Here is an 11,732-nt window from a genome sequence, read left to right as displayed (position 1 = left end):
ATATCTCTGAATTGACGGGAGTCTTGAGTTCAATCGTGGAGCTGGTCCTCTCGGAGGAATCGAGTTTGCTTGATTCGCTAACGGATGGCGCCCAAGCAGACTTTGTGGTTCCTCTGGGAATGTGTGCGAGGATGCTGTCGATCGGAGAGTACTCGCCAGTGGAGTTGGTCTCTGCGGCCTGCACCGTGAGGTATTGCGCCGAGGCGCACATATCAGAGTTTCCGAGTGATCTCGCACAGATGCTGTCTCAGCTACCTCGCTGAGCTATAGCGATAGCAAACTGGAAGCCCTGTCAGGAGTGTCCTGGCGGGGCTTCTGCGTGCGGTGACGGAAGTAGTTGACGCATACATCAGCGGACGAGGGCAGGACAGGGTGGCGGTTTGTTGCTGCCGCCGTTGGTCGCCTCGGTGGTCTCCGGGGTGCCGAGCGCGGTGCTGAGGGTGTCGATGGCCTCGCGCTTGAGGCGGAGTCGGACGTGGGCGTAGACGGCGGTGGTGACGCCGATGTAGGCGTGACCGAGCAGTTCTTTGATTACGTCGAGTTCGACAGCACAAGGCCGGGGCTGTCAGACGTCGCTGATAGCCCCGGCCATCACCTCGCCGTGCATTACATCCCCAGCCAGGCCCCGTAGTTGCTGAACGTGTCCGGCATCCGCCGCTTCGCCGATTCCAGTCCCGCGTACGTCTCCCGGACGGTCGGGTGGTATCGCGTCTGCTGCGGAGCCACCTTGCGGGCCAGCTGCAGGTTCTTGAAGGCCGCGTCCGTACGGCCGGTCCACATCGCGGCGCGGGCGACCTCGGTGAAGTGGTGGGCCCGACGGGAGGGAGGCCAGCCGTCGGGGATCGGTGCCTCCTCGGCCACCCGTATGGCCTCGGGATACTGGTCCAGCTCGGCGAGGACGCTCACGCGGTGGGCGAGGACGTTGGTGGGCCCGAACGACAGCCAGTGAATCTTCTCTGCCGCACCCGTGCGCTCGGCGATCCGCTGCGCCTCCGCGAGGTGTCCGTCGGCGGTGGCCTCGTCCTTGTCGCGGCCGGCCAGCACCGCCGCGCCCAGGTGCAGCTGGCCGGTGACGACATCCCGTACCCGGCCCGGCTCGGCCTGTGCCAAGGTGGCCATTCCCAGCTCTATGAGCCGCTTGCCCGTGCGGTAGTCGCTGGCGCGGAGATAGGCCAGGGCGCGGAGGTACTGGAGCATCCCGCCCAGCACCGGGTCCGACGCGCGCTGCGCGGCCCAGTCCAGCCGGTCCAGGGCAACTGTGCACAGGTCAGGGAAGCCGAGCTTCGTGGTCACGTCGTAGGCCGTGCGGTACGCGCTGGCTAGGACACGCCAGTTGCGGTCCTTGACGGTCGTGTGCGCCGCGGTGGTGGCCTCGTGGATCAGGCCGGGCAGACCAGCGGCGACCTGCTTGATGCGCGTCGCCCGGACCAAGGCGCACAGCTCCTCGGCATGCGCTTCCAGATCCCCCACAGCGCGCGGAGTCACGTCCGGGTCCGGCCCGAGATCGTAGATGTTCAGAGCCTCGCGGATCGGCTGGATCAGCCCGTCCAGCTGGTCCGCCCGGAGTTCGTCTAGATAAGGCTGACCAGTGAGTTCGGTGACGGGCACCGAGAGGGCGCGGGCCAGGGCCCCGGTGACGGAGGGGCTCGCGGGCAGAGCACCTTGTTCCACTTTGGTCAGCGTGCTGTAGGAGACGTGGGAGAGTTCCGACAACTCCCTCTGAGTCAGGCGGCGGACCTTGCGCGCACGCGCGATGCGGGCGCCGGTGTGCTCGTCACTGTGCGTGGGCATATAGAGCTCCGTTCTGACACGACACAAGAACGGTACCGCCGCCTACGGACAGAGCAATGGCGAACGTTCTTGGCCACCACGGCGGTTGGGGCCGCTTGCGACCGCCGACCGGACCCGGTGAACTGCCGAAATGACCAACCGGACGCTGTACCTGATCGCCTGTGCCGCCCCGCCTGCCCGCCGGATCGATGTCGGCATCCGCGCCGCACAGGCCGCAGACTGGGATGTCTGTCTGATCCTCACCCCGTCGGCCCACCGCTGGGCTGCCGAGGACGCTCACGGAGAGATCGACCGGTTGAGCGAGCTGACTGGTCACCCCATCCGCCATCAGTACAAGCTGCCCTCGCAGGAGGATGTCCTGCCCGCCCCCGACGCGATACTCGTTGCCCCGCTGACCACGAACACCCTCAACAAATGGGCGGCCGGCATCAGTGACACCCTCGCCTTGGGCCTCATCGTCGAGGGCATCGGCCTCGGCCTTCCCATCGTCGCGCTCCCGCACTGGAACGACGCTCAAGGGCAACACCCTGCCGTGCCCCGCAACGTCCAGACCCTGCGCGACGCGGGCGTCACCCTGCTCCTCGGTGACGGCGGGTTCGTCCCCCACAAGCCGCGGACGGGCGACCCCGATGCGTACCCGTGGCATTCGGCCGTCGATGCCCTGGCGCAGTGCGTGAGTGTCAGCGGTGTGTGACAGCCTCCTGCCCATGAGCTTCGACCTTGCAGTCTGGGAGGGCGCGGTGACATTGCCGCCCTGCCTCTGAGGCCCTCTGCGTCAGCAGCCGAGTGTTTCCAGGAGATGGTCGTCCAGCTCGGAGAAAAATGCCTCTCGCCGCCAGGGCTTGAGTTCCTGGCGTGCGCACCGGAGCCGGATGGCCGGGACTCTGCCGCCGGTCTTGTTCGTTGCGTCGATGCAGTCGTGCAGTAGCTCGGCGGCGCCCCGGGGATCGCTCAGGCGTACTCGGGCCAAGGCCTGGTCTGTGGTGACGATGGTGCGTTGGACCCGTTCCCTGGGGGAGCCCAGTGATGCTGCTGTTCGAGCGAAATTGTCGTGGGCGCTCTGCGGATTGCCTACGTGAAGAGCGCAGACACCTTCGAAGCCGCGCAGATGCTCTGCGCTGAAGCTGTGTGGTGCTGGGTCGTCATGGTGTGCGTTGCTCACGTCGTACCAGGCCAGTTCCAGTGCCCCGTGGGCTTGCGGTGCATGGCCCGCCCGTGCGGCGATTTCCGACTGCAGGGCGTGAGCGCGGGCTCGCACCATGAGGCTTCCGCCCGATTGTGCTTCCTGGACCGCGGCATCGACGAGCTGGCCTGCCTTGTCCAGTCCGGGCATCGAGTAGAGGGTGACCAGGGCGTGGCTCAAGTGGAAGGCGGCTCGCCGCCAGGGGGAGGCCAGGAACTGGGCGGCGTTTGCGGCCTTTGCGTAGAGGGCCTTCGAAGTCGCGTCATCTCGGCTCTCGAAAGCCAGGCGGCCGGCCAGCGTATATGCCGACGCAGCAGCGAGCCGCAGGCTCGGAAGGACCGAGGCCGGGACTGAAGCAGTCAGCAGCCGGTTGCAGGCCTCGACAGCGGGAGACAGGAGGAGCTGCAGTCGTGAGAACGGGAGGGATCCGACCTGGGTGTTGACGTCGTCGACCAGCCCTATCAGTACAGCGGGTAGCCCTTCGTCGATCTGGGATGGGTCCGCCAGGCCCCTGGTGAGTTCGTCTTGTGCGGTGGGGGACAGGAGGGCGAGGAGGCCGCCGCCGTGTTCCGTAGCGGTTCGCGCAATGGTCGATTTCAACTCCTCGAGATGTGCTGCACTTTCACCCAGATGGGCAAGTGCCTCCAGCAGTTCGGAGAAGTCGGACCCGGGCCCGAGCGCGATGCCGCCTGCCGGGGTCCGGGCATAGAAATGGGCCAGCAGCAGCTGGTAGCGCATGTTCGGCAGGACCGGTTTGTCGCTCTCCCAGCGAGCGACAGAGCGCTGGACTCCGGACACGTCCGGCAAGGCGCTCAGAGGCTGCCCCGCGTGGCATGCCTGGGCGAGAAGACCACGCGCGGTGTCGGCGAGGGACAGCCCACGTCGGCGACGCAGTGCCTTGAGCATGGCTGCTCCTGCTGACTTGTCGCGGACGTTCATGGCGTCATTGTGCGACAGCGTCGGCCTCAGATGGGCACGATCAGATGTGGCTTCCCCTGCTGGGCACAGTAGTTCAGGGTTTGCCATGTGCCGGACCCGCCGCTGGGGTTGCTCTCTTTGAGAGGGAATCCAATGGTCATTCGACTGCGGTCGACCATCCAGCGGTTGCGGGCGTGGTACGAGTCGGCGTTCAGCTCGGTGGCTGCCAATTCGACTACCTGCTCGATCCGGTCGCTTGCCTGCTCCACGGCCCGTCGGGCTTCCTCTGGCTGGCGGGCGAGGGTGCTGGGCGTGACGACGGTCAGCCGAGCCTTGGTTCGTTCGGCCAGCCATGTCAGGGCGAGGCTGTCGATGCCCGGGGCCCCGCCGATGAGGAAGCGGGTGTGTTCATCGGCGAACGGGCCGAGGTAGGCGCCGAACAGCTGGCGATAGTCATCGAGATCACGGTGATTCGTGGACCGAGTACCGGTGATGGCCACCGCGAAGTCTGTGATCAACTTCGTGTCATAGGTTGTCATATCCCTCTGCTGCCCTCTGCACGCTGAGATCGTCATATGGACACCTACAGCCAATCTTTCACGCATTGGCTCGCGCAGGCTTTTGACGACCCCGAGAAGGCGGTGGCGTACTGGAGCACTGGTCAGGCGGTTCCGCTGCCCAGTGGCAAGCGCTGGGATGTGGCCGAAGTAGACGTCGAATCGGCCCGCGTTGCATTCATGTGGCTCCGTAGGTACGGGCGCCCGACTGGCCCGTGCCTGGTCAGCCGCGCTGCGAGAGCCGCATGGTGGCTGCTGCCCCTCGGGACTGGCTACCGTCTCATCGGTGCGGCAGGAGTGACGCTGTACGCCGCCGGGCGGACGCTCCTCGCGCCTTCGCCCTCGACGTTCGTACGGGACCGCGTCTGGATCATGCCGGCCCGGAATGCCATGTTGACCTGGTCTGATGATCTGCGCGAGGCGTTGGAAGCCGTGCAGAAGCTGACCGAGGCAAGGGGAAGGGGGTTCCCATGCCGATGAGCCGCCGGACCGTTCCGAAGTCCGGATCCACCCGGGCCGAGGTCAGGCCGACGAGGACCAGTCGCTCGCCCTCGTACTACGTTGCGTAGGGGTTGGCGATCGTGTGCGGCCGCTGTGCGGTGGCCAGTACGTCCTTCGGGAACTCAGGTCCGGCGACGTAGTAGCGGCCCTTGGTCTGGCCCACGGCGGTGAGCAGCCCGGCGCGGGTGAGGGCCTGCATGTCCCGCGTCGCCTGCTGTGTGTTGAGCCCTTCGGCCTCCTCGTAGCGCGAGCGCCGGACACGGCCCGCCATCGCCACCTCGTGCAGGGCCGTCACCTGCCGCTCGGTGACTCCGCCGGTCTCGGCCGCCGCCATCAGCTGCATCCAGCACTCGTTGGACCGGTCGACGCGGCGTTGCACCCGCTGGGCCTGCTGGTGGTAGGCGAGGAGGTTGAACTTGATCCACGGCAGGGTGTCGCGTTCGGGCGACCAGACAGGGCCGCCGACTTCGCGGAGCACCTTGTAGTACTCCCAGGTGTTGCCCGGCATGCCCAGCCACTCCTCGATCGAGGAGAACTCGGGCGCGAGGACGCCGCCGCGGGCGATGAGCAGGGTCTGCAGGGAGCGGGACATCCGGCCGTTGCCGTCGGACCGCGGATGGATCTTCACCAGGTTCAGGTGCGCCATGGCGGCCCGGATCAGGACGTGCTGATCGAGGTCGCCCTCGTTGAGCCAGCCGACGAGTTCGCTCATGAGCCCGGGGACCAGCTCCTGGCCCGGCCCCTCGTAGTCGGTGGCGAGTTCGTCGCCGGGGGCCGTGATGCGGATGTGGGTCCTGCGCCACTGGCCGGCGGTCCTGATCGGGTGGTGGCGGCCCTGGAGCATCCAGTGCAGAGCGTTCAGCAGCTCCTTGCTGTACCGGAAATCGGCCACATCGTGGAGGGACTGGATGTACGTCATGGCCTGCTGATAGGCCAGTGTCTCCGCCTTGTTCTCCTCGCTCGCCTCGACGGCCTCGCGCTCGCCGTCCATCAGGTCGGCGACGTCCTTGGCGTCGACGCGATAGCCCTCGATCGTGTTCGACGCTGCTATCGCGCTCGCCGTGAGCGCCTTGTGCAGATCCTGGGTCCACTTCATCGGGATCTGCTGCACCGCACGACGCAGCTGTTCCCGCATGGCATCGACCTGGTTCAGGACCTCACGATCGACGGGCTCCAGGCGCGGCGTCTCATACAGCATGAATCAATCATTGCTACATATCTCCTGTCATTGCGTCGATGCTGGGATCTCGGTCCCCGGGGCGTGCCGTGACCGGGTGTTCACGGGGTGGGCTGCCGTGCCCCGGCCAGGCGGCCTCAGGGGATATTGGCTGGCTGATAGCTGGTTGGGCCGGTATGGTCCGAGCCCTTGATCCATTGCCTCGGCAGCCAACACGCCCGGAAAGTGACCCTCATGACCAGCCGACCCGCAACGACAACCCTGTGGCGCCCGACGGGCCCCGTGGAGCTGGAGCTGGTCCGGCAGCTGGAGTGGCGGGCCTGGCCGCCCCGTCTGCCCGAGCAGCCGATCTTCTATCCGGTCCTCAACGAGGACTACGCGATCAGGATCGCCAGGGACTGGAACGTCAAGCACGACGGCGCCGGCTTCGTGACCCGTTTCGAGGTCGAGACCGAGTTCCTGGCCAGGTATCCCGTGCAGCAGGCAGGTGGGCAGACGATCCTCGAACTGTGGGTCCCGGCCGAGGAGCTGGATGACTTCAACGCTCACATCGTCGGTGAGATCAAGGTGATTCACGAGTTCCACACCTCGTAGGGTGAGTGAGGGCCGTGACTGGCGCTGAAGGTGGAGTACCACCGGGGAGCGGCTCGGCCGTCGTGGCCTGTGCCGCGCGCCTGGGCGATTCACGGCAAGGCTCAGGAGTGTGCGTGACCAGTCCCGTTGCGTTGAGTACGACCGACATCGATGGCCTGATCGATGACGTCGTCCGGTCGAGCAGCCGGCTTACCGAGGCCGTAGCCGGCCGGACCGACGCCGAATTGCGAGCCCCCTCGCGGCTCGAGCGCTGGACGCGTGGCCATGTGCTTGCCCACGTGGCCCGGACCGCCGACGCCTACGTGTGGCTGCTGCGCCTGGCCCGTACGGGCACCGAGCCGGGGCCGCGTGGGGATGCGGCCGCCCTGGCCCGGGCGACGGAGGAGACCGCCGCGCTGCCCGCTGCCGACCTCGTCGCCGAGGTACGTGGCTGCCTGGCGCGGTTCGCGGCGGAGACGCAGCGCATGCCTGCAGCGGCGTGGGGCAGCATGGTCACGGCCCTGGCAGGGTGGCGGCACCCCGCCTGGTACATCCTCCGGCGGTGCCTGCGGGAACTGGAAACCCATCACCTGGACCTGGACGTCGGCTACCGCACGGCGGACTGGCCGACTGCCTACGTGTCCTGGGCACTCGACGACACACTCGCCGCACTCACGGCCCAGGGCTTTGCCCTCTCCTCGGTCGAAGCAGTGGATCTCGGCCGGTCCTGGAAAGTCGGCGACGACGGCGGTCATGCGATCGTCGGTCCCGGACACGCACTGCTCGGCTGGCTCAGCGGCCGGACTTCCGTCGCCGGGCTCGTGTCCGACCAAGTGCCGACGGCGCTGCCGCGTCCGCCGGCCTGGCCGCAACCGCCGTCCCCGGGCTGGGGGCGGGTCGGCGAAGGCGGCGGCGTATGAAGCAGATCGCGCCATGCACGCCCGGCCCGAACCCGAGGGCTACTCGGTAGGCAGGGCCTTTCGCATCGCCTCTGCCGTGCCGGCCGGGTCGTAGTCCTCGGGCACGCCCGGGACAAGGATGATGTCGCCCTCGATGTGCCGCGAGCGCAGCGGTGCGATTTCCTGGTACGCGGGTGACTCCCACCAGGCCCGCGCCTCGGTGATCCCCGGGAAGGAGATCACCACGACGTGTCCGGGCCAGCTGCCCTCCTTGACCTCGTGCTGAGTGGCGTGCACGAGGAAACGGCCGCCGTACGGCTCGAAGGTGGCGGTGATGCGCTCGATGTACTCGGCGATCTCCGGGTGCGGGGCGGCTTCCTGCAAGTGAGCTATGGCGTAGGCGGGCATGACGTCCTTCCGGTCGGTCCGGCTCCGTACGCCGACGATCGTGGCATGCGGGCGTGCCGGGGTCGATGACCTGACAGGTAAGGGCCCTCGGACGCGGGGCGGCGGCTGGGATCGGGGCTGGAGCGGCGAACTCCGTTTGTCCTCGCCCGGCATCCCCGGCACCGCGCCCCCCCCGGAAGCTACCCGCACCCCATCAGGGGTATCGCCGCGGGTAGGCCCCAAAGCCGCCGATAGTCAGGCGAAAGAGTGCGAGCTGGAGCCCGTCCGCCCCACCAGTCGATACTGTCCTGATGTTCGACACGTTCGACCGGATTCGCGGCCCCTGGAGTCAACGGAGTCCCTGGGCCGTCGACGCCCTGATCACCGTCGTCGTCCAGGCGGCCGTGACCATTCCCTTCGTCGTGCCTCGCTCGGCCGATGTGCCGCCCGCGACCTGGGCGTTCTACGGGATGACCACGTTGTCCGTCCTGCCGCTCCTGTGGCGCACCCGGGCGCCGCTGGTCTGCCTGCTGGCGATCACCCTGGCCGGGTTCGCCTATCTGCCGATGGACGGGCCCGGCCAGCCGATGCCCTACAGCCCGCTGGTGGCGATCTTCACGGTCGCCGCGCAGGGAGGGGTGCGGCAGCGGCGGGTGACCATCGGCATCGGGCTGCCGCTCGTCGCCGCCGCGGTCGCCCTGCGGACCAACACCGCGCGCGAATACCTCTTCGCCTTCTTCCTCTTCACGATGGCGTACGTGCTCGGTGTGCTGGCCCGGACCCGGCAGGCGTACACGCAGGCTGTCGAGGCGCGTGCCGCCGCCTTGGAGCGGGCGCGGGAGAGGGAGGCCGAGCAGGCCGCCGAGAGGGAACGCGCCCGGATCGCCCGCGAGATGCACGACGTCCTTTCGCACGCCGTCAGCCTGATGGTGGTTCAGGCCGAGGCCGGCCCCCTGGTCGTACGGTCGGATCCCGAGCGGGCGGAGGCGGCGTTCGATGCGATCGCCGGGGCCGGGCGGGACGCCATGGTGCAGTTGCGGCGCATGCTGGGCGTGCTCAGGGAGGAACCGGCCGGCAGCACGCTCACGGCTCGCGCCCGTAGCCCTCAGCCCACGCTGGACGGGCTCCACGACCTGGTCGGCCAGGTGCGGCGGGCCGGGCTCTCCGTGGCTCTGCTGACGGAGGGCGAGCCACGGCCGCTCGCAGCCGACGTACAGGTCACCGTCTACCGCGTCGTCCAGGAGGCGCTGACGAACGTCCTCAAGCACTCCGACGCCCGCACCGTGACCGTGCGGCTCGCCTGGGCGTGCGGTGGCGCTCCCGACCGGCTGACGGTCACCGTGACCGACGACGGCTCCGGCGTCCGCAAGCCCGGCGGTGAGGGGAGCGGCAGGGGCTTGATCGGCGTCCGCGAGCGGGCCGTCGCACACGGCGGGACGGCGTCGGCCGGGCCGGGGCCGGACGGCCGCGGCTACCGCGTTTGTCTGCGCCTGCCCTTCGTGGTCTCCTCACAGGCAGGTGTTGCAAGTGCTGCAGATGTTGCAGGTGTTTCTGCGGAGGCGGGGGAGATGGGGGAGATGGGGGAGATGACGTGACGATCCGTGTGGTGGTGGCCGACGACCAGGAGCTGGTGCGGAGCGGCTTCGCGATGATCCTGTCCGCTCAGCCGGACATCGAGGTCGTGGCGGAGGCCGGTGACGGCGCCGAGGCCGTGGCGGCCGTTCGCCGGCACGCGCCCGACGTCGTCCTGCTCGACATCCGTATGCCGCGCATGGACGGCATCGAGGCGGCCCGGACGATCTGCGCGGAGAGCGCCTGCAAGGCCGTCATGCTCACCATCTTCGATCAGGACGACTACGTCTACGAGGCGCTGCACGCGGGTGCGAGCGGGTTTCTGCTGAAGGACGTGCGCCGGGACGACCTCGTGCACGCCGTACGCGTCGTCGTGGCCGGGGACTCCCTGCTCGCGCCATCCGTGGCCCGCCGCCTGGTCGCCGACTTCACCAGCCGCGGGCAGGCCGCTGCCGCCGGGCCGGAGCTGGCGGCGCTCACCGCGCGCGAGCGGGAGACTCTGGTGCTGCTCGGGCGCGGCCTGTCGAACGCGGAGATCGCGGCCGAGCTGGTGGTCAGCGAGCACACCGTGAAGACCCACGTCAGCAATGTGCTGTCGAAGCTGGGGCTGCGCGACCGGATCCAGGCGGTCATCTGCGCGTACGAGACCGGACTGATCGCCCCCGGCGGCTGACCCGGTCCGCCCGCCACTGCGCAGTCGGTCCTCGGCGTCTCCCTCGCGCGAGGGAGACGGACCGCGGCCGATACCCCTCGCGTCGGCGATTCGCCGGCCGGCACGGATCACGAGGATGGAATCCGTTGTGAAGATCCGGCATCACCAGGGGGAATCCTCATGCGCCGTAACCGCATTGCCGTCCTTGCCGCCATCGCCGTCGCGTTGGGGGTGACGGCCGCGCCCGCCATTGCCGCGGCCTCCCACGTCACCTCTCAGGCATCTCGGGCATCTCAGGCCTCCCAGGTGACCACCCATGCCTCCGCGACTCCGGCGCCGTCCGCCGCCAAGGCCGCTGCGCTGCAGAAGGCGATCGACGGTCTGCCGGACGGCACCGCCACGGCCGCGCAGGTCCGCTACAAGGACAAGGACCTGCGCTGGAGCGGGGCTTCGGGACAGGCCGACGTGTGTACGCGCCAGCCGGTCAAGGGCGATGAGCGGTTCCGCGCGGGCAGCATCACCAAGACGTTCACGGCGGCCGTCGTACTGCAGCTCGTCCACGAGGGGAAGCTGGACCTGGACGGGACGGTGCAGCACTACCTGCCGGACCTGCTGCCCGCCCGCTACCCCGACGTCAAGGTCGGGCAGTTGCTCAACTACACCAGCGGCCTGCCGGGCGGCGACACCCGGGGGACCCCGAAGGCCCCCGACTGGGACAAGGGCCGCTACACCACCTGGGACCACAGCGCCCTTGTCAAGGCAGGTTTCGGCAAGCCCATGGAGTTCACGCCCGGCACCCAGCAGCACTACTCCAACATCGGCTACAACGTGCTGGGCCTGCTGATCGAGAAGGTCACGGGACGGACGTACGAGCAGGAGCTGCGCGACCGGGTGATCGATCGGGCCGGTCTCAAGGACACCTACAGCCCGGGGACGAGCTTCGGCATCAAGGGCCGCCACACGCACGGCTACGAGGCGCTCAAGGACGACAAGGGCGTCACCCGGCTCGTCGACACGACCGAGTGGGACCAGTCCGAGACCTGGGCCTCCGGTGACCTCATCACCACGACCGCGGACCTGGACCGTTTCATCTCCGCCCTCTTCTCCGGCCGCATCGTGCCGAAGCCCGAGCTGGAGCTGATGTTCACGGTGCCGAAGGTCCCCCAGTACGAGGGCACGGAGGTCCCCCGGCCCGGGGGCACGAAGCCCGCCGTCTACGGCAGCGGCCTGGCGCGCGTCCAGCTGACCAAGGACGGCCCCGTCTACTGGGGCAAGACCGGCAGCCGCTACGGCTACCTGAGCGGCTTCGCCGCGACGAGGGACGGTTCGCAGTCGCTGATCTACTCCGTGAACTCCACGGACGCGAAGAGCGAGGACGCCTCGCCGGACTCGCGCGTCGGCCGGATCATCGCGGCCGGGTTCGGCAAGCCGGCCGCGTAGAGGGGGTCTCGCCGCTCCGGCCAACCCCATCGAGCCTCAAGGTCAACTACTGGAGGCTCTTGAGTGCACCGCGGCGATACGC

Annotated in this window: 12 protein-coding genes and 1 riboswitch; of the genes, 7 read left to right on the top strand and 5 right to left on the bottom strand. The window is 68.5% G+C overall.

The features are described 5' to 3' along the window. Positions 1 to 606: 606 nt before the first annotated feature. Positions 607 to 1,791, bottom strand: a complete 1,185-nt coding sequence (locus AC1Z4A_RS09100; RefSeq protein WP_483677368.1) for a helix-turn-helix domain-containing protein — start codon at positions 1,789 to 1,791, stop codon at positions 607 to 609. A 130-nt stretch (positions 1,792 to 1,921) separates the two neighbouring features. On the opposite strand from AC1Z4A_RS09100, the gene AC1Z4A_RS09095 reads away from it, so the two are divergent. Beyond that, positions 1,922 to 2,485 carry a flavoprotein gene (locus AC1Z4A_RS09095; RefSeq protein WP_483677367.1) on the top strand — a complete coding sequence of 188 codons (564 nt, stop codon included), beginning with the start codon at positions 1,922 to 1,924 and terminating at the stop codon, positions 2,483 to 2,485. An 81-nt stretch (positions 2,486 to 2,566) separates the two neighbouring features. Here the strand turns inward: AC1Z4A_RS09095 and AC1Z4A_RS09090 are convergent, their stop codons facing one another. Both AC1Z4A_RS09090 and AC1Z4A_RS09085 read right to left on the bottom strand, forming a co-directional pair. Further along, positions 2,567 to 3,913, bottom strand: a complete 1,347-nt coding sequence (locus AC1Z4A_RS09090; RefSeq protein WP_483677366.1) for a hypothetical protein — start codon at positions 3,911 to 3,913, stop codon at positions 2,567 to 2,569. A 26-nt stretch (positions 3,914 to 3,939) separates the two neighbouring features. Further along, positions 3,940 to 4,431 (bottom strand): DNA-processing protein DprA, encoded by a 492-nt coding sequence (locus tag AC1Z4A_RS09085; protein WP_483677365.1) that lies wholly within the window; start codon positions 4,429 to 4,431, stop codon positions 3,940 to 3,942. 36 nt (positions 4,432 to 4,467) lie between these two features. Here AC1Z4A_RS09085 and AC1Z4A_RS09080 point away from each other — a divergent pair, with 36 nt between their 5' ends. Beyond that, on the top strand, positions 4,468 to 4,929 hold the full coding sequence (locus AC1Z4A_RS09080) for a hypothetical protein (RefSeq protein ID WP_483677364.1): 462 nt from the start codon (positions 4,468 to 4,470) through the stop codon (positions 4,927 to 4,929). A 76-nt stretch (positions 4,930 to 5,005) separates the two neighbouring features. On the opposite strand, the gene AC1Z4A_RS09075 is transcribed toward AC1Z4A_RS09080, so the two are convergent. Further along, entirely contained in the window at positions 5,006 to 6,148 is a 1,143-nt protein-coding gene (locus tag AC1Z4A_RS09075; RefSeq protein ID WP_483677363.1) for a Fic family protein, read from the bottom strand. A 213-nt stretch (positions 6,149 to 6,361) separates the two neighbouring features. Here AC1Z4A_RS09075 and AC1Z4A_RS09070 point away from each other — a divergent pair, with 213 nt between their 5' ends. Beyond that, a complete protein-coding gene (locus AC1Z4A_RS09070) occupies positions 6,362 to 6,721 on the top strand; it encodes a hypothetical protein (RefSeq protein ID WP_483677362.1) in 360 nt (119 codons plus the stop codon). Positions 6,722 to 6,725: 4 nt separating this feature from the next. Then, positions 6,726 to 6,814, top strand: a riboswitch (ZMP/ZTP riboswitch). 20 nt (positions 6,815 to 6,834) lie between these two features. Continuing rightward, positions 6,835 to 7,620: a maleylpyruvate isomerase family mycothiol-dependent enzyme gene (locus AC1Z4A_RS09065; protein ID WP_483677361.1), complete on the top strand. Its 786-nt coding sequence runs from the start codon at positions 6,835 to 6,837 to the stop codon at positions 7,618 to 7,620. A 39-nt stretch (positions 7,621 to 7,659) separates the two neighbouring features. Here the strand turns inward: AC1Z4A_RS09065 and AC1Z4A_RS09060 are convergent, their stop codons facing one another. After that, on the bottom strand, positions 7,660 to 8,007 hold the full coding sequence (locus AC1Z4A_RS09060) for a DUF1330 domain-containing protein (protein WP_483677360.1): 348 nt from the start codon (positions 8,005 to 8,007) through the stop codon (positions 7,660 to 7,662). Positions 8,008 to 8,297: 290 nt separating this feature from the next. On the opposite strand from AC1Z4A_RS09060, the gene AC1Z4A_RS09055 reads away from it, so the two are divergent. The 3 genes from AC1Z4A_RS09055 (at position 8,298) to AC1Z4A_RS09045 (ending at position 11,650) form a co-directional block, all read left to right on the top strand. Next, positions 8,298 to 9,581, top strand: coding sequence for a sensor histidine kinase (locus tag AC1Z4A_RS09055; RefSeq protein WP_483677359.1), 1,284 nt, complete (start codon positions 8,298 to 8,300; stop codon positions 9,579 to 9,581). Next, positions 9,578 to 10,231, top strand: coding sequence for a response regulator (locus AC1Z4A_RS09050; RefSeq protein ID WP_483677358.1), 654 nt, complete (start codon positions 9,578 to 9,580; stop codon positions 10,229 to 10,231). Before AC1Z4A_RS09055 ends, AC1Z4A_RS09050 begins: the two co-directional genes overlap by 4 nt. A gap of 159 nt (positions 10,232 to 10,390) precedes the next feature. Then, on the top strand, positions 10,391 to 11,650 hold the full coding sequence (locus AC1Z4A_RS09045) for a serine hydrolase domain-containing protein (RefSeq protein ID WP_483677357.1): 1,260 nt from the start codon (positions 10,391 to 10,393) through the stop codon (positions 11,648 to 11,650). The last annotated feature ends 82 nt before the right edge of the window (positions 11,651 to 11,732 follow it).

It is taken from the genome of Streptomyces sp. 17_S59 (assembly GCF_056930295.1).
Note: the sequence above shows the minus strand (reverse complement) of the source record. Positions and strands in the feature narration are given on the sequence as shown.

What these genes read in the sequence shown, in the direction of transcription:
- AC1Z4A_RS09100 (WP_483677368.1), bottom strand. Translation starts at nt 1,791, where the DNA reads ATGCCCACGCACAGTGACGAGCACACCGGCGCCCGCATCGCGCGTGCG.
- AC1Z4A_RS09095 (WP_483677367.1), top strand. Translation starts at nt 1,922, where the DNA reads ATGACCAACCGGACGCTGTACCTGATCGCCTGTGCCGCCCCGCCTGCC.
- AC1Z4A_RS09090 (WP_483677366.1), bottom strand. Translation starts at nt 3,913, where the DNA reads ATGAACGTCCGCGACAAGTCAGCAGGAGCAGCCATGCTCAAGGCACTG.
- AC1Z4A_RS09085 (WP_483677365.1), bottom strand. Translation starts at nt 4,431, where the DNA reads ATGACAACCTATGACACGAAGTTGATCACAGACTTCGCGGTGGCCATC.
- AC1Z4A_RS09080 (WP_483677364.1), top strand. Translation starts at nt 4,468, where the DNA reads ATGGACACCTACAGCCAATCTTTCACGCATTGGCTCGCGCAGGCTTTT.
- AC1Z4A_RS09075 (WP_483677363.1), bottom strand. Translation starts at nt 6,148, where the DNA reads ATGCTGTATGAGACGCCGCGCCTGGAGCCCGTCGATCGTGAGGTCCTG.
- AC1Z4A_RS09070 (WP_483677362.1), top strand. Translation starts at nt 6,362, where the DNA reads ATGACCAGCCGACCCGCAACGACAACCCTGTGGCGCCCGACGGGCCCC.
- AC1Z4A_RS09060 (WP_483677360.1), bottom strand. Translation starts at nt 8,007, where the DNA reads ATGCCCGCCTACGCCATAGCTCACTTGCAGGAAGCCGCCCCGCACCCG.
- AC1Z4A_RS09055 (WP_483677359.1), top strand. Translation starts at nt 8,298, where the DNA reads ATGTTCGACACGTTCGACCGGATTCGCGGCCCCTGGAGTCAACGGAGT.
- AC1Z4A_RS09045 (WP_483677357.1), top strand. Translation starts at nt 10,391, where the DNA reads ATGCGCCGTAACCGCATTGCCGTCCTTGCCGCCATCGCCGTCGCGTTG.